22 protein-coding genes and 1 riboswitch are annotated in these 22,009 nt (G+C 71.1%); of the genes, 13 read left to right on the forward strand and 9 right to left on the reverse strand.

Translation table 11 applies throughout. The features are described 5' to 3' along the window. Positions 1-265 precede the first annotated feature (265 nt). The 11 genes from B7C62_03670 (at position 266) to B7C62_03720 (ending at position 10,503) form a co-directional block, all read left to right on the forward strand. The gene (locus B7C62_03670) at positions 266-685 is read left to right on the forward strand and encodes a hypothetical protein (protein ARF76971.1); all 420 of its coding nucleotides are present in this window, start codon (positions 266-268) and stop codon (positions 683-685) included. Continuing rightward, complete coding sequence (locus tag B7C62_03675; protein ARF71455.1) at positions 682-1,368, forward strand: dTMP kinase; 687 nt, start codon at positions 682-684, stop codon at positions 1,366-1,368. Before B7C62_03670 ends, B7C62_03675 begins: the two co-directional genes overlap by 4 nt. Beyond that, a complete protein-coding gene (locus tag B7C62_03680; protein ARF71456.1) occupies positions 1,361-2,230 on the forward strand; it encodes a phosphoenolpyruvate phosphomutase in 870 nt (289 codons plus the stop codon). The genes B7C62_03675 and B7C62_03680 overlap by 8 nt, the downstream gene beginning before the upstream one ends. 23 nt (positions 2,231-2,253) lie before the next feature. Beyond that, positions 2,254-2,691 (forward strand): NUDIX hydrolase, encoded by a 438-nt coding sequence (locus B7C62_03685; protein ARF76973.1) that lies wholly within the window; start codon positions 2,254-2,256, stop codon positions 2,689-2,691. A 5-nt stretch (positions 2,692-2,696) separates the two neighbouring features. Next, positions 2,697-3,362: a methyltransferase gene (locus B7C62_03690; GenBank protein ID ARF76972.1), complete on the forward strand. Its 666-nt coding sequence runs from the start codon at positions 2,697-2,699 to the stop codon at positions 3,360-3,362. Beyond that, entirely contained in the window at positions 3,359-4,282 is a 924-nt protein-coding gene (locus B7C62_03695) for a hypothetical protein (protein ID ARF71457.1), read from the forward strand. Before B7C62_03690 ends, B7C62_03695 begins: the two co-directional genes overlap by 4 nt. Further along, positions 4,279-5,145 (forward strand): hypothetical protein, encoded by an 867-nt coding sequence (locus tag B7C62_03700; GenBank protein ID ARF71458.1) that lies wholly within the window; start codon positions 4,279-4,281, stop codon positions 5,143-5,145. The genes B7C62_03695 and B7C62_03700 overlap by 4 nt, the downstream gene beginning before the upstream one ends. Positions 5,146-5,175: 30 nt before the next feature. Further along, positions 5,176-7,059 (forward strand): radical SAM/SPASM domain-containing protein, encoded by a 1,884-nt coding sequence (locus tag B7C62_03705; GenBank protein ARF71459.1) that lies wholly within the window; start codon positions 5,176-5,178, stop codon positions 7,057-7,059. Then, on the forward strand, positions 7,056-7,775 hold the full coding sequence (locus B7C62_03710; protein ARF71460.1) for a hypothetical protein: 720 nt from the start codon (positions 7,056-7,058) through the stop codon (positions 7,773-7,775). Before B7C62_03705 ends, B7C62_03710 begins: the two co-directional genes overlap by 4 nt. Positions 7,776-8,084: 309 nt before the next feature. Continuing rightward, on the forward strand, positions 8,085-8,975 hold the full coding sequence (locus B7C62_03715) for a hypothetical protein (GenBank protein ID ARF71461.1): 891 nt from the start codon (positions 8,085-8,087) through the stop codon (positions 8,973-8,975). 436 nt (positions 8,976-9,411) lie between these two features. Beyond that, positions 9,412-10,503 carry a hypothetical protein gene (locus tag B7C62_03720; protein ARF71462.1) on the forward strand — a complete coding sequence of 364 codons (1,092 nt, stop codon included), beginning with the start codon at positions 9,412-9,414 and terminating at the stop codon, positions 10,501-10,503. 590 nt (positions 10,504-11,093) lie between these two features. Here the strand turns inward: B7C62_03720 and B7C62_03725 are convergent. Continuing rightward, positions 11,094-12,464 (reverse strand): hypothetical protein, encoded by a 1,371-nt coding sequence (locus tag B7C62_03725; GenBank protein ARF71463.1) that lies wholly within the window; start codon positions 12,462-12,464, stop codon positions 11,094-11,096. Between the two features lie 231 nt (positions 12,465-12,695). Here B7C62_03725 and B7C62_03730 point away from each other — a divergent pair, with 231 nt between their 5' ends. Then, positions 12,696-13,325, forward strand: a complete 630-nt coding sequence (locus tag B7C62_03730) for a hypothetical protein (protein ARF71464.1) — start codon at positions 12,696-12,698, stop codon at positions 13,323-13,325. Between the two features lie 361 nt (positions 13,326-13,686). Beyond that, positions 13,687-15,594 carry a CbxX/CfqX gene (locus B7C62_03735; GenBank protein ARF76974.1) on the forward strand — a complete coding sequence of 636 codons (1,908 nt, stop codon included), beginning with the start codon at positions 13,687-13,689 and terminating at the stop codon, positions 15,592-15,594. Between the two features lie 21 nt (positions 15,595-15,615). Here the strand turns inward: B7C62_03735 and B7C62_03740 are convergent, their stop codons facing one another. The 8 genes from B7C62_03740 to B7C62_03775 form a co-directional block, all read right to left on the reverse strand. Continuing rightward, positions 15,616-16,074 carry a hypothetical protein gene (locus B7C62_03740; GenBank protein ARF71465.1) on the reverse strand — a complete coding sequence of 153 codons (459 nt, stop codon included), beginning with the start codon at positions 16,072-16,074 and terminating at the stop codon, positions 15,616-15,618. Between the two features lie 66 nt (positions 16,075-16,140). Beyond that, positions 16,141-16,989, reverse strand: a complete 849-nt coding sequence (locus tag B7C62_03745) for an ATP phosphoribosyltransferase (protein ARF71466.1) — start codon at positions 16,987-16,989, stop codon at positions 16,141-16,143. Positions 16,990-17,057: 68 nt separating this feature from the next. Beyond that, the gene (locus B7C62_03750; protein ID ARF71467.1) at positions 17,058-17,330 is read right to left on the reverse strand and encodes a phosphoribosyl-ATP diphosphatase; all 273 of its coding nucleotides are present in this window, start codon (positions 17,328-17,330) and stop codon (positions 17,058-17,060) included. A 35-nt stretch (positions 17,331-17,365) separates the two neighbouring features. Continuing rightward, positions 17,366-17,851: a 6,7-dimethyl-8-ribityllumazine synthase gene (locus B7C62_03755; protein ID ARF71468.1), complete on the reverse strand. Its 486-nt coding sequence runs from the start codon at positions 17,849-17,851 to the stop codon at positions 17,366-17,368. Between the two features lie 32 nt (positions 17,852-17,883). Further along, positions 17,884-19,188, reverse strand: a complete 1,305-nt coding sequence (locus B7C62_03760) for a bifunctional 3,4-dihydroxy-2-butanone-4-phosphate synthase/GTP cyclohydrolase II (protein ARF71469.1) — start codon at positions 19,186-19,188, stop codon at positions 17,884-17,886. After that, complete coding sequence (locus B7C62_03765) at positions 19,185-19,829, reverse strand: hypothetical protein (protein ID ARF71470.1); 645 nt, start codon at positions 19,827-19,829, stop codon at positions 19,185-19,187. Before B7C62_03765 ends, B7C62_03760 begins: the two co-directional genes overlap by 4 nt. Then, a complete protein-coding gene (locus tag B7C62_03770; GenBank protein ARF71471.1) occupies positions 19,826-20,491 on the reverse strand; it encodes a riboflavin synthase in 666 nt (221 codons plus the stop codon). The genes B7C62_03765 and B7C62_03770 overlap by 4 nt, the downstream gene beginning before the upstream one ends. Further along, positions 20,492-21,592 (reverse strand): riboflavin biosynthesis protein RibD, encoded by a 1,101-nt coding sequence (locus B7C62_03775; GenBank protein ARF71472.1) that lies wholly within the window; start codon positions 21,590-21,592, stop codon positions 20,492-20,494. 161 nt (positions 21,593-21,753) lie between these two features. Then, positions 21,754-21,884, reverse strand: a riboswitch (FMN riboswitch). Between the last annotated feature and the right edge of the window lie 125 nt (positions 21,885-22,009).

Raw genomic sequence — 22,009 nt, forward strand, 5'->3', positions numbered from 1 at the left:
GCTGCTGACCCAGCGGCTCCATCTCCATCTCGACGAATGGCGGGCTGCCGTCGCCGAGAAGAAGGCGCTGCCCGACGTGCCGGGCGCCGATGTCTCCGTGCTGGCCCAGCGCCCGTCTCCGCTGCCAGCAACCGACGGGTCCGCGATGGCGCTGCTGGAGGACGCCGAGCTCGGCTTCTGGTGGGAGCCGCCCCAGCGACACGGAGCGGAGTCGCGGAACCGGCACGGGGCACTTCAGCGCGCCGCCGACGCCGCTGTCCAGAGCATCCTCGCTGAGCAGTCCGGGGCGGCCTGGTCCGACGCTGTGACCGCCGCCAGCGCCGCCGCCGCGTGGTGGGTGGGCTTCTTCACGGTCATCCGCCACCGCGGGGTGCACCACATCACGCTGGAGCCACACCCGAGCCCGCTCCATGAGCAGGCCCTGGGCGCCGCAGCGGGCGTCGTGGCCCACGGCATGGCCACGCGGGTGCTGGAGGCGGCGCTGCGTGACTCCGACGCCGACCCGGACCTCCGCGCCGCGTACTGCCGGGCCATCGAGGCCGGCATCTGCGCCGAGCCCGAGCTGCCCCGCCTCATCGACGAGTTGGCGGAGCTCCGGCTCGTGGACCTGGTGTCCACCACGGTGCACTGGCGGGGCCGCTTCACCAAGTACGCAGGCGGCACGGGGGCGGGGCAGGTCGAATGAACCACCGCTATCCGTTCATCGTCATCGAGGGGCTCGACGGCACCGGCAAGACGACGCTGCGCAAGGGCCTGTTCCGGCTCTGGGAGGGGCTCTACGGCGTCACCCCGCTGTGCATGCTCACGACCAACTTCCTCGCCGCCGACCAGGCCGCCGCCATCGTCACGGGCAAGTACCAGCCGAACGCCGGGAACCGTGACGCCTATCTGTCCGCGATCGCGGCGGACAAGCGGGCCACGCTGGATCGTCTCGTGCTCCCCCAGCGGTCGGCACGGCCCGTGATCGCGGATCGCTGGCTCCTCAGCGAGCTGGCCTTCTTCGCCGTGAAGCACGGCATGAGGGTGTCGGAGGCGTACGAGGTGCTGGCCGCGCAGCTCACCGCGGCCCCGGATCTCACGCTCGTCTTGGACCTGGAGACCGACGCCTCGATGAGCCGGGCGCAGGCCCGCCAGGGTGACGCCGTCCGGGCCGACTGGGACGTGCACGACGTCCAGAGCCGGGTGCGCGAGACCTACGAGGCCGTGGTCACGAAGCCCGACGAATTCCCGCTTCTCGGCGACGTGGTCCGCCTGGACGCCCGCCGACCCCGGTCCGAAGTGCTGCTCGCCGCCTGGGACGTACTGCGCGAACGGCAGCTGGTGCCGCCGGTCGCCGCCCGCACGGAGGGAGGAGAGACCTATGGCTGACGACACGAAGGCGATGCATCTGCGCAAGGCCCTCGACGACAACGATCGGAAGCACCCACTCCTGGCGATCGGTGCGGTTAACGCACTCGCCGCGCACGTCGCGGCGGAAGCGGGCTTCGACGCCCTGTGGGTGAGCGGTCTGGAGGTGTCCGCGGCCTCCGGGCTGCCGGACGCCAACGTCCTGGGCCCCCGGGACCTGTCCGACGTGGTCGCCTCGCTCGGCCGTGTCACCGATCTGCCCGTCATCGTGGACATCGACAACGCGGGCGGTTCGGGGCGCACGGCGGAGCGGTTCGCGTACGACCTGATGCGCGCCGGAGCCGCGGCGGTGTGTGTCGAGGACAGCGCGTACCCGAAGTGCAACAGCTTTGCGGTCCACCGGGCCCAGACCCTCGCCGACCGGGACCTGCTGTGCGAGCAGGTGGGGCGCATACGGAAGGTCGTCGGCGACGGCCTCGTGGTCGTGGCCCGCACCGAGGCCCTGATCGCCGGCGAGGATATGGCCACGGCGATCGCCCGTGCCGAGGCGTACGCCGAGGCCGGCGCGGATGCCGTACTCATCCACTCCAAGGACGCGGCCGGTGAGCAGGCGCGGGCCATCGGGCGAGCGTGGAGTCACGGCGTGCCGCTGGTCAGCGTGCCCACAGCGTTCCCCGACCTGAGCGCCGCCGAACTCGGCGAGGCCGGCTTCCGCCTTTGCATCTACGCGAACCAGCTCAGTCGTGCCGCCCTCGCGGGCATGCGCGCCGCCGCCCGTCAGTTCCGGCGCGGAGGGAGTTTCCGCTCCACCGTCGCGGGGTCTCTGGCGGAGGTCGGCGACCTGATGCGCGTCGGCGAGCCGGAGGCGCTGTCGTGCCTCTGACGCCCGAGCTGCCTCGGATCAGCGTGTCCGTGAAGGCAGCGATCGTGCGCAACGGCGCCGTCCTGCTGCTGTCGTACGACGACGTGGCCGGGTTCCACTACAACCTCCCGGGCGGCAAGGCCCAGGTCGGCGAGGACCTGCGCCAGGCCGTGAACCGCAAGGTCGCGCAGGAGACCGGCCTGCAGGTCGTGGCCCGGCGTCTGCTCTGCGTTGTCGAGTACGTCCCCGAGTCGTGGAAGGGCAAGTTCGGGGACGTACAGAAGGTTCAGTTCAACTTCCTCGCGGAGCAGGTGGACGACGCAGAGCCGTGCATGCCGGAACCGCCGGACCCCATCCAGGTGGGCTTCGAGTGGGTCCCGCTGGAACGCCTGGGCGACGTGTATCTGCTACCCCGGATCAACCGCCCGCTGTCCGCGGCGTTGAGCGGGGAACTCGCCGACCCCTTCGTGGACAGGTGGTGACCTTCATGTATCCGGCGTTGAAGGATCTGCGGGAGTGGCTGCTGCGGGAGCACTCCGGAACGGTCTGTGCCGACCGGCTCCGGGTGATCGCCGACGAGCTCGCCAACCTGGCCGCCCGCGGTGTGCCGGGCGCCGTGGTGGAACTCGGCTGCTACAGGGGCGCGATGGCCCTCTGGATTCGTAGCGTGCTCGACTCGCTGGGCGACCGCGACCGCGAGATCCACGTCTACGACTCCTTCCAGGGCATGCCCGCGCCCGGCGCCGAGGACTCGGACCATCTGGCAGCGGGCGAGCTCCGGTCATCCCCGGACGACGTGCGAGCCACGCACGCGGCCTGGGGCAGGCCGGCGCCGGTCATCCACCCGGGATGGTTCGACGAGACCCTTCCCAAGGAGTTGCCTGACGAGATCGCGTTCGCCTACCTGGACGGCGACTTCTACGACTCGACCCTCACGGGACTCACGCACTGCGTCACCCGCCTGATGCCGACGGGCGTGCTGCTCGTCGACGACTACGCGGACACGGCGCTCAATCCACGGGCCTGGGACGGGCTCCCGGGGGTGAAGCGCGCCTGCGACGTGTACTTCGGCGCGCCTTTGCCCGTAACCGTCGTCGTCGGCGAGGGCGATCTCGCCTTCGGCCGGTACGAGAAGCCGGAGTTGCCCGGATGAGCGCTGTCCTGGTGCTGCGCGGTGCGGCGGACGCGAGCTCGATCCGCCGCGCCCTGCCCGATGTCCTCGTACACGAGTTGCCGGACCTGGACTCGCCTCCGCCCGCCGACACGGCCGTGCTCGTCCTGCGTTCCGGCGTTCGTCTCGGCGAGAGGGAGCTGGACGCGCTCCCTAACCTGCGGCACGTCGTACGGACCGGCTCCGGCATCGACCACATCGACGTGAGCGCCCTCCGGCACCGTGGCATCACGCTGAACCGCAACGCCGAGGTCGGCGCGGACGCCGTGGGCGAGTGGGTCCTCGCCGCTGCCCTCTCCCTGGCCCGACGGATCCCCTTGGGGCAGCACGCGCTCCTGCTCGGCCGGCACGAGAAGCAGTCGTGCATGGGAGCGTCACTCGGCACCCTGGCCGCGGGTATCTGGGGCGCAGGCCCGGTGGGGCTGGCCGCCGACTGGGCCCTGGGCCCCTTCATGGGCAGGACGGCCTTCGCCGCGTGGCCGTCGAACCCTCCCGGTCTGCGGGAGCTGTCGCCGACAGCCCTCGTGGAGCAGTCCCAGGTACACGTGATCGCTCTGCCGCTGCGTCGCACGACCGAACAGCTCATCGGCGAGGACTTCCTGGCACGCGTCGCTCCGCAGCGGCCTCTGCTCATCTGCGCAGGGCGGCTGGAGACCCTCGACGTCGCCGCCTGCCTGCGGGCGCTAGCGGATGGGAGGCTCTCGGGCCTCGCCCTCGACCCAGTCGAGCGGGAGCACCTGCCGCTCCTGACCGGCTCCACGACACCGCTCAACCTCCTGGCCTCGCCCCACATCGGCGCCCAGCGGTCCGACGTGCGCGGCGCGCTCGACATATGGGCCATAGATCTCCTCAGGGAGATCACCGCTGACGACAAGATCCTGATCGAGGGAGGCCACCGGTGAACCCATCGGCACGACTGCGCCGGGAGATCGCCGACAGAGTCGCCCAAGCGCTGGTCGCGTCCGGCCAAGCTCGTGAGGTCTGGCTGGAGGGAGCCCTCGCCTGCGGCTTCGCCCACGCGGCGAGCGACATCGACTTGCGTGGCATCGTGGACGGCGACCTTCCGACGTGGGAGTCACGCATCGTGGACGGCGTCCGCGTCGACCTCCAGGCGACAGCGCCGCAGCGGGTGGAGGAACTCCGTCACCTGCTCCGCTCCTTCGGCGTCCGCCGCGACGACCTCGGATCGTTCCGCCGGGTCCGCGCCTCGATGCACGACCTCATGTGTCTGCGTACCGCCCTCTCGTACGGCTCCGGGCGCTGGTATCCGGTGCTCGTTCCCGAGGAGCGCCAGGGCTACCGACGCTGGGCGGTCGCCGACCAGGCAGAGGTCGCGGCGAGTCTCGCGGAGGACCTGACGGGCCTCGTCGAGGACGGCCTGGCCGAATCGGTCGGCGTCGTGTGCCGGAAGCTGGAGAGCTGCCTTACCGCGCTCGGCTGCGCGGCGGCCGGCCACCCGGTCCTGGGCGACAAGTGGCTGCCGCTGCTTGCCGGCGCGCAGCCCCGCCCGTCGATCGACCCGGCTCGCGCGGAGACGTGGGAGTGGTTCCGTCCGGTTCAGCGAGCCGTGACGAGAGCGCTGCTGGACTGCTGGCCCGTCGACGACCCGCTGCAGAAGCCTCCCAGTCCAGGTGCCCCTGACGCCGGCTGGCTGCCCCAGCGGTATGCCGACGGGTGGTTCCTTCGCCGCGGCGACGTCCACATCCCCATCACCGGCGGACAGCTTCTCGGGTGGCTGTCCACGGTCTCCACCGATGGCGCGTAGACCGCGCCTTTCCCCCTCGGGAGGCTTCTGATGCCCGTCACCCCCACCGCCCCCACGGACCTGGAGAGTCTCTACGCCCCGTTGTCGAGCACCGGGCGGGACACGGCGGTCTCCGTCATCCTCAAGCTCCGGGGAGAGACCTGCGACATCGACTGCCTGTACTGCTTCGAGAAGCGCAAGGAGTCACCGGGCGGCGCCCGGATCGACGCGGCACAGGTCCACCGCCTCGGTCCGATCTTCTCCGGGCGCCCGCTCAGCATCGAACTCCACGGCGGGGAGCCCCTGACCGCCGGCCCGGAACGGATCGCGGAGATCCTGGACGCGCTCGCCGCACAGCCGAACGTCATCCGCGTGAGCCTCCAGACCAACGGCCTCCAGCTCGACGACGCGTGGCTGGATCTGTTCGAGCGGCACTGCCCGGAGCTGGAGATCGGCATCTCCCTCGACGGGGACGCGCTTGGGAACTCGTGGCGCGTCAGGTACGACGGCCGCCCCACGTACCCCCGGGTGGTCGAAGCCCTGGAACTCCTCGGCCGTCGGGAACACCGCGTCGGCGTCATCTGCGCCGTCACCCCATACATCCTCGGCCGGGCCTCCGAGGTCATGGAGCACCTCGCCTCCTTTCCCGCCGTGACGACGGTCAGCCTGGTGCCGTGCTTCGACACGTCGGTCACCCGGTCGACCACGGTGGCCGGATCCCGTACGCCGACCAGCCGGGCACTCCAGCGACGGGCCATCGGCCCCACCGGCCCGGCCTGGGCCGTCACGCCGGGTCAGTACGCCGACTTCGTGCTGGAGGCCGCCCACCACTGGGTCGCCGACGGCCTGTTCCGCCGCGTCAAGCTGGAGCCCGTCGTCTCCGTCATCCGCCGCCTGAGGGGTCTACAAACCCGTTCCTGTCACTTCTCCGACTTGAAGTGCGACCACGTCCTCACCCTTTATCCCGATGACCGACTAGGAAGCTGCGACGAGCTGCCCTGGCCGCAGGCCGGCCTGGCCGCACTCGGTGACGTACACGCTGAGGTGGACCTGGCCGGCGCCCAGGGCAGCTCTCCCCTGCTTCAGCAGGCACGCTCCCTGGTCACGAAGTGCACGACCTGCGACTACCGCGACACCTGCGGCGCGGGCTGCCCGGCGGTCCGCCTCCGCTTCGCCGCCGCGGGCGACGAAGACGCGTACTGCGACCACCGCATGCGCCTGATCGACGGGGTCGCCGCCCTGCTCGCCCAGCCGGATCTCCCGCCCGGTGCTTCCTGTTCCCGGCTGCACTGGCGTCCCGTCCGCCCCAACGACATGCACCACGTCGTGGCGTTCCTGGCCCGCTGGGACGACCCCGCCGCACCGCGCCCGCCAGCACGCCTCCAGGTAAGCGCCCACGGCAACATCAACACCGTCGGCCTCCCCGGCATTCACGAGGCAGACGATCTCGACCCGCGACACCCCCAGTGGTACGAGGGCATCGAGCCCGGCGTCCGCCCGGTCGTCGACGCGCTCACCGCGGGCTGGAACACCGTCACCTATGACAGCTGCCAGGGCCACGCCTACGCCGACCTCCCCGGAGCCGAGCCCCGGTTCCTCTCGGTCGGCGTCCTGCCGCGCGACCGCGCCGAGTACGCGCGAACAGCCGCGCGCCTGTGCCGTGCCGCCGGCCGAGCCGAGTCCTCCCTGCCCGGAGCGTGTTCGCTGGTCCTCGGCCGCAACGAGCTCACGTGCCGCACCACCGGCCGGGTGTATCCGACGCTCGACCTCCATCTCGTACCCTCTGCCGGCACCACGCCTGCCGAGTACTTCGAGGACCTCGTCGAGGCCGTGCACGTACTCACGGAGGCCCTGGCCGAAGCCGCTTCTGCCTCGCCGTCCGCCCTCTGCGCCTGCGCGACCGAAGCCCACTCCAGCGATGGAGGCGAGCAGTGATCCACATCGCCGAGACGCTGTCCATCCGGACCGTGGAGAGCTTCCTCAAACCGAACGAGATCGAGCGCCTCAACGACGTCATGGACGACGCGCTCGGCCCCCTCGGGCGCGACCGGTACGGCGCGGGCCGCCATACGACCATCCACGAGATCCCCGGCCACTCCCCCGCCGAGGCGCAGGACGTCTACGAGCCAGTCGGTCGGATCGAGATGACCGGCATCCCGTACGGGGCGACCGTCCTCCTCGACCAGGCCCTCAAGCTCCACATGGCCGCCATCACGCGCACCCTGCCGTCGGTCACCGGCCACCGGCCGTGGATCTACCTCGAATACGGCGCCGGTCAGTACATCACCCCGCATGCGGACGGCATCGCCCCCGATCCCCTCTCGCGTCCCCGGCAGATCGCCGCCGCGACGGTCACGCTCACGGACACCCAGGACACGGGCGGGGCGTTCTACGTGGAGACCACGGGCAGCGACACCGTCTGGAACGTCAACGAGGCGCCAGCCGGGTCAGGTTACGCCCCGGGGATGCGCTTCGCACACGACGGGACGGACTTGTCCTCTCCCTGGTTTCGCAACATGTCGCGCACGCGATGGAGCGTCGCCCCCTCTCCGGGAACGCTCGTTGTCTTCGGCAGCCAGCTCGTCCACGGCACCGAACCGGTCCGCGTCGGCCGCGTTCGTAAGTTCCTGACGCTCTTCGTCTCCGAGTAAGGAGCCATGCATCCGTGACCGGCCCCCGCGGCCCGCCCGCACCAGCCCTTCGCCCCAACCCACCGCCCCGACCTGAGGAGAGAGCGAGCAGTGGCAGACGACAAGACGTTCGACGAGTTCCTGGGGGCGGTCGCGTCCCTGCGTGACAGCGACCCTGTGCGCACCACCGCGCACACCTCCAACGCGGCCACCGAGACCTGGCTGGCCACCACGGTGCAGCCCAACGCCGCTGAGCCCACCACCGAGTCCTGACCCTCCACGGGGCCGGGCCCGTCCCGGTCCGGCCCCGTTCCACTCCCGGAGCCCCAGATGAGCACTCACTCCCCGGAAGCCCTGGTCGCCCTCGACGGTATCGCCGACCACCAACGCCAACGGACCAGCCGTATCGCCTCCGTACTCGGCAACCGCCTCGGCTCATCCGCCCTCGACTACGCCGTCGCCCACCACCTACTCGAAGGCGCCGAACACGCGGCGCGCGCCCGGGACGCGGATCGCCTCGCCTGGTACCGCCGTACGACGGTCCGAGACCTGACCCACCTGTCGGCCGGCCCGCACATCGTGCTCAGCCCGCGCCCCGCGGATCTGCTCCGCTCGGAAATCTCCGAAACCGCGTACTACCTCGTCGGCCCCGACACCGACCCTGCCCCACCCGAGGCCCATCGCCTCGTTGGTGCCGCCCTTGCCTCCGCGACCGAGCACGGCTTCGGCACCCTGCTCACCCAGCACGCCCCCGTCATCTGCCTGCTCAACCGCCGCCGGCTCGACGAGACCCTCCACAGCTGGGCCCTCACCCGCCTCCCGGGCACAGTCTTCACCGACTACACCACCCACCCCAAGGTCCTGGCCCGCGACCTGATCCACGAGGCCGCCCACAACTGGCTCAACGACGCCCTGGCCGCACACGACGTGCACCTCCCCGCCGACGTCACCTTCTTCTCCCCCTGGCGAGGCGCTCCGCGCCCCGTCTACGGCTTCCTCCACGCGTGCTGGGCCTTCTCCCTCACCGTGCTGTACGTGCGCAGGGTCAGGCAGTCCGCAACGGGGCCCGTGGTTTGCTTCCTTGACGACCACCTGCGCCAACAGGAGGACCAGTTCGCCTCCGTGACTGACTCGCTGACAGAGGCGCTCTCCTACGTGTCCGCCAAAGTGATCCGTGATCACGTCAACCGCGCCGCCAGCAGAGCCGTTCTACCGTCGTAGCATCGGCGGTCCATTACCGCTCGCCCTCAGTCATGCCCGACACCCGCTTCCTGGGGAACCGTCCTCACCGGCGACACCATCCACTTCGAAGATGCCCACGACCCAGTCCACGAGGCCGCTCATCAGTGGATCAACATCGCCCTGGCCACGCACGGCGTGAACCTCCCCATGGCCGGGAACTCGTCGTCCGGTCCACGGATTCCTGCACGCCAGCCGGCCCACTGCCTCAGTTTCCTGCGAGAGTGCACGTGGCCGCCTGATCCGAACCCGCCCCGAGTACTGCCGCCGACCGCCAGAACCGGACTCGGCACCATGTAGCCCATACTGTCGGAGGCTGGCCTCGGAGCTCCTCCAACCGGGCGGGCCACTCCTACCTGCCCGTAAGCCACATCAACACCCGACGCGGCAAAGGAACATGCAGCTAAGGTCTCGTGCGGTGAACAAAGATGAATCCGGACTGACCAAGGCGGTTGCCGACGCGCTGGGCACTCAGCGCACCGCTGCCCTCACGGAACTCGCTGGCCGTGTCACCGCACTGCGGCGCATGAGCGAAGATGCGGGAACCAACGAAGTGCTGCTGACCCCCTTGACAGGCCGCGCCGCAGAGAGATGGGAGCGCCTCGCCCGGCGCGAGGCCGAGGACTGGGTCTATGTCCGTTCGGACGACGGTGCAACCGTCCTGGCAGTGGACCAGGCATCCGAAGCCGGAGTCCGCGATCCGGCGGCAGCTGTCATCTACCCTGAGCTGCACACACGACTGGTCAGCTGGTGGCTCGTCCACGCCTGGCGCAGCGCCGACCTCCTCGCTGACACCCTGGACAACCTGACCCGGTGGCGTATCACCTCCGGCGCCGTCGCAGCCCGGGCCGTGATTGAAGAGGCAGGATCGCTGGTCGACGAGCAGAACGCCATCGCCCAGGCATGGCAGACCGGCAAGGCTGCTGCCGAAGACTCCGTGAAACGGCCCACCCTGGTCCGCGCGGCGCTCGCTCCCGTCCTGCTGAAAGCCGGGTTCGGCTCCAGGATGAACGGCAGCCACGAAGGTCTTCAGGCCACCAACGTCCTCACCCTCGTGAAAAAGCTGACCAAAGCAACAGGCGAAGGCGAGTTCCCGAAGTGGTACGACCTGCTCTCCGACGCCGCGCACCCCGCCTTCGGAGCCAGGATCGCCTTCGCCACACCACCGCTCGTGCACACTTCGAAAGCTGTCACGGTGCGCAGCTACGCCCGATCGCCCATGTCACTCACCGACGGAGAATCTCTCCAAACTCTGGAACCGACCGTCGCCTTCGCAGTCGCCGACTCCCTGATCGCCGCCGGGACGCACATGTTGAACCTTCTCGAAGACGGCCTGGCCATCGTGGACGACTTCGGCCTGACGACATCAGCGGCCACGCTCACCCGCCGTACGTACTGGCGCGCCTTCCACCCCACACGCGGCGGCCGCGCCTGCCCCTGCGGCCGTGGTAAGTGGTCTGCCTGCGGTCACCACTGGGGAAGTCAGATCCCTACGTCCCGCGCCCGTTGACGACCACAGCGGCACGGAAACGCAAGACCACCGGCCGGTGAGTCTGCCCCTCACCGGCCCGCCGCCTCCAGCCGCCCCTGGTCGCCACCGACAGGCCACGGCAACCGATCAGAGAACCTGTGCCAAACCCGCCCCGCAGCCGATCAGGTCGATCCGTGACCGGGTTCCGGGTTGTACCCTCGCGTGCCAACAGAGCTGTGGCCAGGCACACCACCGTCCCTGAGTCTGCTCACGGCGCCGCTGGACCCCGTTCCATTGAATGGGCACCATCTCGCTCTCGCAGACGATTCATCACTCTCGGGCGGTCTTCGAGCGTCGACAGCCTCGAGTCGTACGAGCACATCGTCCACCTCCACGTGGTCCCCCGCCTGGGGAACAAGATGCTTCTGCAGGTCACCGCAGCGGACATCAAGGGTCTGTACGCACGTTGGCGTCAGGATGGGACGGCCCTCAACATCATCGAGTCCCGGCACGTAGCCCTCTCGGCACTGTTCTCCCACGCTGTGCGCCACAGGCGGATTCCCGTGAGTCCCAGGAAGGTCAGGAGCGCTGCCGTCAGGCCGTCGAGACGGCCGTCGGGCCGCACATGCTCAAACCAGCCCGAACGAGCGCAGGACCCGGCGCTGCCCCCGTGTCGGCCCCTCGGGCCAGTACACGTAACAGACCCCGCCCGTACCGCTCCTGACCCGGCCGTTCGCGTCGTACCGCTTGGTGCGGAGCCAGATGTTCTCCCACTCGCGCCGCCGGTAGACACGGCGTACCGCCTCGTTGTCCGGGGAGGCGGGGTCGTTGGCGATCACATCGCCCTCCGGGGTGAAGCCGACCACCGTCATCAGATGGCCCGCCGTCCCGTAGCCCGCCCCCGTCAGCTCCTTCTCCAGGAAGGACTGCGAGGTGATGACGGGGATTCCGGCGTGGACCAGCCGTTCCAGGTCGGTGAGGGAGCCGAGGCGGGTGACGGCCGCGTTCAGGTCCCGGTAGGTGGCGGCGTAGGCGGCGTTGAAGGGCCAGTTGCCGCAGCCGCCGTACTCGTAGTCGTACGTGTACCGGGCGGCGTGGCAGACCTGAGGGTCGGGCAGGCCGGGCCTGACCCAGGCGAGGTCCTCGGCGGTGGGGCGGCGGCCCCAGTACTCGACGATCATCTGCGAGGAGGTGGGGCTGCACCATGCCTCGCCGCCATTGTCGTACTCGGGGTACTGGCCGATGTGGACGTTCTGCGAGTAGCGCGGGACCCGCAGTTCGCGGGCGTGGGCCGGGGTGCTCGCCGGGACCTCGAAGCGGTCGGGGACGGCGGAGGCCATCGCGCCGACGCGCCACACGGTGGGGGTGAGGCGGCTGCCGGGGGTGCGGTACAGGGTGAGGCGGAGGCGGTACGCGGTGAACCGTACGCCGGTCGCCGCGTCGTCCACGGAGAGCGTGTCGGTCCAGACCGAGCTGTGCGGGTCCCCCTGGCCGTCCACCGAGGTGCGCCGGATGTCGCCGTCGCCCGAGGCCCAGCGGCCCATCACGAACCAGGGGGTGGCCGTGCCGTCCGCGTAGGCGGCGCTCAGCTCGACGGCGATCCAGGTGCCCGCGGGCGTCCGGGCGTTCCAGGAGGCGATCAGTTCGGTGGCGGGGACGGCGGAGCGGTGGAGCGGCGAGGTCCAGGTGGCGTACTCCCAGGCGGCGGTCTCCCCCGTGTGGGGGTCGGTGTGGTCGGTGCGGCCCACGGGGGTGGCGATGGCCAGGCCGGGGCGGGGGCCGGTGAGGACCCGGGTGCCGTCGCCGGAGCCCCGGCGCCAGTCGGTGTACGTGTGCCAGAAGCGGTTGTCCACGAGGGGTGCGGCTGCCTGGGGTGCGGAGGGACGGGCGGGAGATGCCGGTGCGGCCGACGCGGGCCCGGCGGACGCGGTGATGCCCGCGCCGGCCGCTGCCGCGAGCGCGGCGGTCAGGAGGGTCCTGCGTGAGGTCGGACTGGTCATGGGCGAGACCCCCGGTCATGGGTGGGAGTGGGGCCAGGGCCTGCCGTCGCCCGGCGGACGGCGGTTCGGCGACAGATCCTGCGGATGCCGATCGGTGCGTCAACTATCCCGGTTCCAAGGGGCGGCGGGCCAGCGATCCGGCCCGCGCCACGCCACCAATATGGGTCTGGACCACTGGCATGACCTGCGGCGGGCCGGGGGCGGCCGGGGCCGGGCCCGTACCCTGGCACCATGACCGACCTGTCCCGCCACGCCGACGCCCTGCGCGCGCTCCCGCCGTCCTGCGGGCCGGTCCGGCTCGTCGCGGTGGACGGGCACGCGGGGTCGGGCAAGAGCACGTTCGCCGGGCGGCTGGCGGCGGCGCTCGGGGGTGCGCCGGTGCTCCATCTGGACGATCTCGCCACCCACGAGGAGCTGTTCGGCTGGGTGGGGCGGCTGCGGGAGCAGGTGCTCCTGCCCCTCTCGCGCGGGGAGCCCGCCCGGTATGCGCCGTACGACTGGACCGGGCGGCGCTTCGGACCGGCGCGGACCCTGGAACCGGCCCCGGTGGTGCTGGTCGAGGGCGTCGGGGCGGGCCGCCGGGAGGTGCGGCCGTGGCTGGCGGCGCTGTGCTGGATGGAGCTGGAGCGGGAGGTCTCCTGGGGGCGGGGCAGGGCGCGGGACGGCGCCGGGCTCACGGAGTTCTGGAACGGCTGGACGCTCGCCGAGGAGCGGCATTTCGCCGATGACCCGTCCCGTCCTTACGCGGATCTGCTGGTACGTCAGATGCCCGAGGGGTACGCGTGGCAGGAGGGACCCGGCGCGACAGCGGGAGCGAACCGTTTCGTCACCGACGGTAGGGGGAGCACCCCTCCGTACTGAGCAGTCGGAAATCGGCCCGGAAGTGCCTCAACTCGGCTTGACCGGGGGGCCTTACTGGTCTTACGTTCTCATTGTGCGGCTTTTCGGAGCCCCCGCAGACGCGAAGCCCCCGGTTGTTCCCCCGTGATCGGGGGCTTCGTCCTGTGCGCGCACCGCCGCCCGGCGACCACACAGAGCGATCTGTTCACCCTCGGTGACCGCTCCCCCGGGGTCCCCCGTTGACCGGCCCCCTCCGTCCTGCGCAGGTACGATGCACCTCGGTGTGGTCAATTCCCTTCCTCCGCGCAGTGATTCGGCACGCTCCGGTGGGCATGCTGTGCGGGCGGGACATCCTGGGGGAACGGTTGGCGTGGGGGACCTGATGGACATCGGCACACAGGGCGCGCAGGCTCCCGCCGACCTCGCCTGGCTGCGTGGCATGGACGCCTACACGATGGGCGCCTACCCGCAGGCCGAGGAGGAGTTCAGGGCTGCGGTACGGATCGATCCCGGCATGGCGGACGGCTGGCTCGGCCTCCACGCGCTGCGCATCGACACCGCCACCGCCCTGTTACGCATGTACCGGCACCGCGACCGCTTCGGCGAACAGCGGGCCCGCCACCGTCGGCCGCTCAACTCCTGGTACTGGCTGGGCTGGTGGGTGCAGCCGCTGCTGGAGAGCCCGCGCGATCTGCTGCTCGCCCACGCCTCGCACTGGCTGGACGGGCGCCATGTGCCGGAGCTGGACCGGGCGCTCGCGGGGCTGCCGCCGGTGGACACGGACCCGCAGGTGCGGTTCCTGCACGCCTGCCGCTCGTATCTGGTCAAGGACTGGGAGCAGCTCGTCCGGTACACCGAGCAGCTGGTGGACGATCCGATGCTGGGCATCGAGGCGGGGCTCTTCGGCGGGATGGCCCGGGTCCGGCTGGAGATGTACGGGCAGGCCGAACCGCTGCTCTCGGCGGCCCTGATGCGCTGCCGCAGCGAGCAGCCGCAGCGCAAGGAGCTGCGCTACTGGCTGGCCCGGGCCCACGAGGGCACCGGGCGCAGTGCGGCGGCGCTGCCGCTCTACCGGGCGGTGCACCGGATCGACCCGGCGTTCATGGACACCTCGGCCCGTCTCGCCGCGCTCGTAGAGGGCGACGGGTACGACGAGTCCGCCGATCTGGCCGCCGTGATGCTGACCGGTTTCGGCTCGGGCGGGGCGGAGGGCCCGGGGGCGCAGCCGGAGGGCGACGGGGTGCTCGGGACGGATCTGGTGGACGGCCGCGAACCGTGGCCGGTCGGCGAGGCCGGGCTGCTCGACGACGATCCGGGGCCCCTGCCGCCCCCGCCCGTCGGGGGCGTACGCCGGGAGAAGCTCCGGAACCCGTCGGTCTTCCCGGCCGGGCCGAGCGACCCCGTCCTGCTGGCCGAGGCGCTGGCCCAGCTGGAGCGCATGGTGGGCCTGGAACCGGTGAAGCGGCAGGTGAAGGCGGTCTCCGCGCAGCTGAACATGGCCCGGCTCCGGTCCGAGCAGGGGCTCCCGGTCCAGCCGCCGAAGCGGCACTTCGTCTTCTCCGGCCCCTCCGGCACCGGCAAGACGACGGTGGCGCGCATCCTGGGCCGGGTCTTCTACGCCCTGGGGCTGCTCGGCGGCGACCATCTGATCGAGGCCCAACGCGCGGATCTGGTGGGCGAGTTCCTGGGCCAGACGGCGGTGAAGGCCAATGAGCTGATCGACTCGGCGCTGGGCGGGGTGCTCTTCGTGGACGAGGCGTACAGCCTGGCCAACTCCGGTTACAGCAAGGGCGACGCGTACGGGGACGAGGCCCTCCAGGTCCTGCTGAAGCGGGCCGAGGACAACCGGGACCATCTCGTCGTCATCCTCGCGGGTTACCCCGAGGGGATGGACCGGCTGCTGGCCACCAACCCCGGGCTCTCCTCCCGCTTCACCAGCCGGGTCGACTTCCCGAGCTACCGCCCGCTCGAACTCACCGCGATCGGCACGGTGCTGGCCGCCGAGAACGACGACGTGTGGGACGAGGAGGCGGTCGACGAGCTGCGCTCCATCAGCGGCCATGTGGTGGACCAGGGCTGGATCGACGAGCTGGGCAACGGCCGCTTCCTGCGCACGCTGTACGAGAAGAGCTGCGCCTACCGCGATCTGCGGCTCTCCGGGTACACCGGGGAGCTGAGCCGGGAGGACCTGTCCACGCTGCGGCTGCCGGATCTGATGCAGGCGTACGGCGAGGTGCTGTCGGGGCGCGGTCCGGTGGGCCGGGGAAAGCCGGAGCCGGGCGGGGGGTGACCGCCGCCGGTGATCCGCCGGTCAGCCGGTGGTGTCGCCCGCGGACCGGGCCTCGGTGAGGGCCCGCAGGGCGCGGGCGTCGCGGATGGCCTGCTGCTTGGCCATGCCGGGCTGGATGCCGAGGACGGGCAGGCTGGTGCCGTCGCTGAGGTCGAGGAAGACCCAGGGGTCGCCGGAGCGCAGGTTGACGCGGAGGATCTCCTCCCAGGCCAGTTTGCGGGTCCGGGTGAGGTTGACGACGGTGACCCCGGCCTCGTCGGCCTCCACCTTGGGCCTGCTGAGCAGGGCCAGGACGCCGAAGAAGAGCGCGGCGACGAAGACGAAGCTGATCCGCTCCGCCACGTTGAGCCGCTCCAGCATCAGCGCGACAACGGTGATGACGAGGAACATCGCCAGCCCCACACTCAGCAGGACCACCCGGGTGAGGGTGGGCCGGAAGGTGACCGGGAGGGCGGGGGCTTCGGGCCGGGGCGCGGACATCGGGGTCTTCTCTCGCGGGGGTGTGCGGTGGCGCGGAGGGCGCCCCGGGCGGGGCGCCCGGGGCGCTCAGAGGCGGCAGGCGTGAATGGCCGTGGTGAGGATGGCGCGGGCGCCGAGCTCGTACAGGTCGTCCATGATCCGCTGGGCCTCCTTGGCGGCGACCATGGAGCGGACGGCGACCCAGCCCTCGTGGTGCAGCGGGGAGATGGTCGGCGACTCCAGGCCCGGGGTGAGGGCGACGGCGCGCTCCAGGTGCTCGACGCGGCAGTCGTAGTCCATCATCACGTAGGACCGGGCGACCAGGACGCCCTGGAGGCGGCGGAGGAACTGCTGCACCTTGGGGTCGTCGGCGGGGGCGCCATTGCGGCGGATGACGACGGCCTCGGAGGTCATGATCGGGTCGCCGATCACTACGAGTCCGGCGTTGCGCATGCTGGTGCCGGTCTCGACGACGTCCGCGATGATCTGGGCGACGCCGAGCTCGATCGCGGTCTCGACCGCGCCGTCGAGGTGGACGATGGACGCCTTGACGCCGGACTCCTTGAGGTGGGCGTCGACGATGCCCTCGTAGGAGGTGGCGATCGTCATGCCGTCGAAGTCCTGCGGGCCCGTGGCGGTGCCGGGCTTGGTGGCGTAGCGGAAGGTGGAGCGGGCGAAGCCGAGCTGGAGGATCTCCTCGGCGTCGGCGCCGGAGTCCAGGAGCAGATCGCGGCCGGTGATGCCGATGTCGAGCTTGCCGGAGCTGACGTAGATGGCGATGTCCCGGGGGCGGAGGTAGAAGAACTCCACCTCGTTCTCCGGGTCGACCAGGACCAGTTCCTTGGACTCCTTGCGCTGCTGGTACCCGGCCTCATGGAGCATGGCCATCGCAGAGCCGGAGAGTGCACCCTTGTTGGGGACGGCGATGCGCAGCATGAGGTCAGGTTCCTTTGTGCGGAGGGGGAAGGAGGGAAGGGCTGTGACGTGCGGTGCTCGGGGTGTGCTCAGAGATGGGCGTAGACGTCGTCGAGCGAGATCCCGCGGGCGACCATCATCACCTGGATGTGGTACAGCAGCTGGGAGATCTCCTCGGCGGCGGCTTCCTTGCCCTCGTACTCGGCGGCCATCCAGACCTCGGCGGCCTCCTCGACGACCTTCTTGCCGATGGCATGCACGCCCTTGTCCACCAGTTCGGCGGTGCGCGAGGTGGAGGGGTCGCCTTCGGCGGCCTTGAGCTGGAGCTCGGCGAAGAGCTCTTCGAAGGTTTTGTTCGCCATGATGGTCCTCAGAATACGGGGTCGCCGGAGGGCACTCAGCGCCAGGGTTCGCTGACGGTCCGCAGCGTGGCCGCCGTGGCCACGGCGGCGGTGACCGCTTCGTGCCCCTTGTCCTCGTTGGACCCCTCGATGCCCGCGCGGTCGAGCGCCTGCTCCTCGGTGTCGCACGTCAGCACGCCGAAGCCGACGGGAACGCCGGTGTCGACGGTGACCTGGGTGAGGCCGACGGTGACGCCCTGGGACACGTACTCGAAGTGGGGGGTGCCGCCCCGGATGATCACGCCGAGGGCGACGATCGCGTCGTAGCCCCGGCCGGCGAGCACCTTGGCGACGACGGGCAGCTCGAAGGAGCCGGGGACGCGGAGCAGGGTCGGCTCGTCGATGCCCAGCTCGTGCAGGGCGCGCAGGGCGCCGTCGACGAGACCGTCCATGACCTTCTCGTGCCACTGCGCCGCGATGACGGCCACCCGCAGGTCGGAGCAGTTGCGTACGGACAGTTCGGGTGCACCCTTGCCGCTCATGGTTCTCCTGATCGCTGGTTGAGAGGTGTTCGTTACTGGTTGGCGCAGGGCGACGCGGGGGCGCCGTCGAGCCAGGGCAGGTCGTGGCCCATGCGGTCGCGCTTGGTGCGCAGATACCGCAGATTGTGCTCACCGGCCTGCACGGGCATGGGCTCGCGGCCGGTGACGGCGAGTCCGTGGCGCAGGACGGCCTCGGTCTTGTCGGGGTTGTTGGTCATCAGCCGCAGGCTGCGTACGCCGAGGTCGGCGAGGATCTGGGCGCCCGCCGCGTAGTCGCGGGCGTCGGCGGGCAGGCCGAGCTCCAGGTTGGCGTCCAGGGTGTCCACGCCGCGCTCCTGGAGCTCGTACGCGCGGAGCTTGGAGAGCAGGCCGATGCCGCGCCCCTCGTGGCCCCGGAGGTAGACGACGACGCCCCGGCCCTCCTCGGTGATCCGGCGCATGGAGGCGTGCAGCTGGGGGCCGCAGTCGCAGCGAGCGGACTGGAAGATGTCGCCGGTCAGGCACTCGGAGTGGATGCGGACGAGGACGTCCTCGCCGCCGTTCCCGGTGACATCGCCGTGGACGAGGGCGACGTGTTCGACGCCGTCGACGGTGGAGCGGTAGCCGTACGCGGTGAAGTCGCCGAACGCGGTGGGCAGGCGGGTGGCGGCCTCGCGGCGGACGGTGGGCTCGGCGCTGCGGCGGTAGGCGATCAGGTCCTCGATGGAGATGATCGTCAGGCCGTGCTTGCGGGCGAAGGGGATCAGCTCGGGCAGCCGCAGCATGGTGCCGTCCTCCCCCGCGATCTCCACGATGGCCCCGGCGGGGCGCAGTCCGGCGAGCCGGGCGAGGTCGACGGCGGCCTCGGTGTGGCCGTTGCGGACGAGGACGCCGCCGGAGCGGGCGCGCAGCGGGAAGATATGGCCGGGGCGGACGAAGTCGGCGGGGCCCGCGACGCCGCCCGCGAGCATCCGGAGGGTGGTGGCGCGGTCGGCGGCGGAGATGCCGGTGGTGACGCCGTGGGCGGCGGAGGCGTCGACGGAGACGGTGAAGGCGGTCTGCATCGACTCGGTGTTGTCGGCGACCATCTGCGGGAGTTCGAGCCGCTCCAGCTCGTCGCTCTCCATGGGCGCGCAGATCAGGCCCCGGCACTCGCTCATCATGAAGGCGACGATCTCCGGGGTCGCCATCTCGGCGGCGATGACGAGGTCGCCCTCGTTCTCGCGGTCCTCGTCGTCCACGACGACGACGGGGCGGCCCGCGGCGATGTCACGGATGGCCTGCTCGACCGGGTCCAGGGAGAGGTCCTCGGCGAGCGGGTCGTGGCCGGGGTGCAGCCAGGTGGGCTGGGCAGTCATGCCGGGGCTCCTTCCAGAGCGGGTGTCCGCGTACGCAGCCACCAGTCGCGCATGCCCCACAGGACGAGGGCGCCGTAGATGATGTAGACGAAGCCGGAGAAGGCGAAGCCGTTGGCGAAGTTCAGCGGGACGCCGACGAGGTCGACCAGGAGCCAGGCGAACCAGAACTCGACCATGCCCTTGGCCTGGGCGTACATCGCCACGATCGTGCCGACGAAGATGTACGCGTCCGGCCACGGGTCCCAGGAGAGCGAGGGGAAGGCGGTGAACAGGCCGCCGACGGCGAGGGTGCCGAGGGCCGCCCCGCCGATCAGCACCCCGCGCTCGCGCCAGGTGGCGAAGCGGACGGCGATGGAGCCGTCCTGGGCCTGCTGCTTGCCCCGGTTCCAGGACTGCCAGCCCCACAGGGCCACGGCGATGACGACGAGCTGCTTGCCCGCGCTGCCGGAGAGGTGCGCGGAGGCGAAGGCGATGAAGAGGATGGCACCGGCGAGGAGCTGGGCGGGCCAGGTCCAGATGGAGCGCCGCCAGCCGAGGGCGAGGGCGGTGAGGCCGATGAGGTTGCCGATCATGTCGGCCCACTTGATGTGCTGGCCGAACACGGTGAAGGCTTCGGAGTTGAGCCAGGAGACGGCGTTCATCGCGGGTCCTGCCCGGGGGCCTGCTCTCCGAGGGGCAGGTGCTGCCCGGCGAGCGGGCCCTGTGCGGACCCGGACCGGTCGCCGAGGAGCCGCTCGACGTACTTGGCGATGACGTCCACCTCCAGGTTGACCGGGTCGCCGGGCTGCTTGTGGCCGAGCGTGGTCAGGGCGAGGGTGGTGGGGATGAGGCTGATGGTGAAGTAATCGGCCGCCGCCTCGACGACGGTGAGGCTGACGCCGTCGACGGTGATGGAGCCCTTCTCCACGACGTACCGGGTCAGCTCGGGCGGCAGGGAGACCTTGACGATCTCCCAGTGCTCGGAGGGGGTGCGCTCCACGATGGTGCCGGTGCCGTCCACATGCCCCTGGACGATGTGTCCGCCGAGCCGCCCGCCGAGCGCCATCGGTCGCTCCAGGTTGACCCGGGAGCCCGTGGTGAGGGCGCCGAGACCGGAACGTTTGAGGGTCTCGGCCATCACGTCGGCGGTGAACTCGCCGTCACCGGTCTCCACGACGGTGAGGCAGACGCCGTTCACCGCGATGGAGTCGCCGTGCTTCGCGCCCTCGGTGACGAGGGGGCCGCGCAGCCGGAAGCGGGAGGCGTCGGCGAGCTGCTCGACGGCGGTGACCTCACCCAGTTCTTCGACAATTCCGGTGAACACTCAGTTTCCCTTCCGAGCAGGGGCGGGGGCGGCGGTGATGCGCAGATCGGGGCCGAGGCGGACGGTCTCGGTCACTTCGAGGCGCAACGCCTGCGCGATCGTGGTGATTCCGGCGTCGCCGAGGGCGGCCGGGCCCGCGCCGAGCAGGACCGGGGCGAGATAGCCGACGACCTTGTCGACCTTTCCCGCGGCGACGAAGGCGCCGGCCAGGGTCGGCCCGCCTTCGAGGAGTACGGAGCGGACGCCCCGGGTGTGCAGGGCGCCGAGGAGGGCGTCGAGGTCCAGGCCGGGGCCGGTGGCGGCGCGGGGCAGCCGCAGGACGACATCCTGCGGGAGGTGGTCGGCGGGTGCGTCGCCGGCGACCGCGATGAGCGTGGGCGCGGTGGCGTCCAGGACCCTGGCGCCGGGCTTGACGGCCGTGGCGTTCGTGTCGACGACGACGCGCAGGGGCTGGGTGGCGCCGTCGATGCCGCGTACGCCCAGCTGGGGGTCGTCGGCGCGGGCGGTGCCGGAGCCCACGAGCACCGCGTCGGCCTCGGCACGGAGCCGGTGGACGTCGGCGCGGGCCTCGGGGGAGGTGATCCAGCGGCTGGTGGCGTCGGCGGCGGCGATGCGGCCGTCGAGGGTGGCGGCGTACTTCCACAGGACGTACGGGCGGCCGAGGCGCACCGAGGTGAGCCAGGCGGCGTTGCCCGCCCCGGCCTCCTCGGCGAGGAGCCCCTGCTCGACCTGGAGCCCGGCCGCGCGCAGGGTCTCGGCACCGCCGGTGGCCCGCGGGTCCGGGTCGCCGACCGCGTACACGACCCGGCTGATCCCGGCGGCCAGGAGTGCCTGGGCGCAGGGGCCGGTGCGGCCGGTGTGGTTACAGGGTTCGAGGGTGACGTAGGCGGTGCCGCCCCGGGCCCGCTCACCGGCCGCGCGCAGGGCGTGGACCTCGGCGTGCGGCCCTCCGGCGCGCTGGTGGAAGCCTTCACCGGCCACGGCTCCGGAGGCGTCGGTGATCACGCATCCGACGACCGGATTGGGGCTGGTGGAGCCGAGACCGTGCGCCGCGAGCGTGATCGCTCGGCGCATGGCGGTGATGTCGGCTGCGGTGGCCACCGGGTCCTCCTGCCTCTTCGGGCACGGACTCCGGGGCCTGTCGATGACGACAGAATGAAACGGATCGCCGGGGCAGACGCCGAGAACCGAAGAAGGGACGCAGGGGTCCGGCGAAACCCGGCCATGCGTCCGCCTACGGCGGCGTACCCGATGACGAACCGCCGCGCACTGCCTCCCATCCGGACTTTAACCGTCGGTCCAGGAATCCCACCTGGTCAACCGGCCGCTGGCTGCGGACGGGTCGCGGACTATAACCGCCGGTTCGGAATTGCACCGACCCCGGAGTGCGCTGCTACTGGTACGGAACCAGTCTGCCACGGACGCTCCTCGGCCATGCGGGTGAGCACTGTGTCCTGGGTCACAGATGCATGGCTCATTCCCATCGTTTCAGTCGACTAGAAACCGACTAGCGGGCTC

It is taken from the genome of Kitasatospora albolonga (genome assembly GCA_002082585.1).
Taxonomy (GTDB): Bacteria; Actinomycetota; Actinomycetes; order Streptomycetales; family Streptomycetaceae; genus Streptomyces; species Streptomyces stephensoniae.

Coding starts and splice junctions, on each gene's coding strand:
- B7C62_03725 (ARF71463.1), bottom strand. CDS start 12,464: ATGACCAGTCCGACCTCACGCAGGACCCTCCTGACCGCCGCGCTCGCG.
- B7C62_03735 (ARF76974.1), top strand. CDS start 13,687: ATGGACATCGGCACACAGGGCGCGCAGGCTCCCGCCGACCTCGCCTGG.
- B7C62_03740 (ARF71465.1), bottom strand. CDS start 16,074: ATGTCCGCGCCCCGGCCCGAAGCCCCCGCCCTCCCGGTCACCTTCCGG.
- B7C62_03755 (ARF71468.1), bottom strand. CDS start 17,851: ATGAGCGGCAAGGGTGCACCCGAACTGTCCGTACGCAACTGCTCCGAC.
- B7C62_03760 (ARF71469.1), bottom strand. CDS start 19,188: ATGACTGCCCAGCCCACCTGGCTGCACCCCGGCCACGACCCGCTCGCC.
- B7C62_03750 (ARF71467.1), bottom strand. CDS start 17,330: ATGGCGAACAAAACCTTCGAAGAGCTCTTCGCCGAGCTCCAGCTCAAG.
- B7C62_03765 (ARF71470.1), bottom strand. CDS start 19,829: ATGAACGCCGTCTCCTGGCTCAACTCCGAAGCCTTCACCGTGTTCGGC.
- B7C62_03695 (ARF71457.1), top strand. CDS start 3,359: ATGAGCGCTGTCCTGGTGCTGCGCGGTGCGGCGGACGCGAGCTCGATC.
- B7C62_03705 (ARF71459.1), top strand. CDS start 5,176: ATGCCCGTCACCCCCACCGCCCCCACGGACCTGGAGAGTCTCTACGCC.
- B7C62_03730 (ARF71464.1), top strand. CDS start 12,696: ATGACCGACCTGTCCCGCCACGCCGACGCCCTGCGCGCGCTCCCGCCG.
- B7C62_03745 (ARF71466.1), bottom strand. CDS start 16,989: ATGCTGCGCATCGCCGTCCCCAACAAGGGTGCACTCTCCGGCTCTGCG.
- B7C62_03675 (ARF71455.1), top strand. CDS start 682: ATGAACCACCGCTATCCGTTCATCGTCATCGAGGGGCTCGACGGCACC.
- B7C62_03690 (ARF76972.1), top strand. CDS start 2,697: ATGTATCCGGCGTTGAAGGATCTGCGGGAGTGGCTGCTGCGGGAGCAC.
- B7C62_03715 (ARF71461.1), top strand. CDS start 8,085: ATGAGCACTCACTCCCCGGAAGCCCTGGTCGCCCTCGACGGTATCGCC.
- B7C62_03680 (ARF71456.1), top strand. CDS start 1,361: ATGGCTGACGACACGAAGGCGATGCATCTGCGCAAGGCCCTCGACGAC.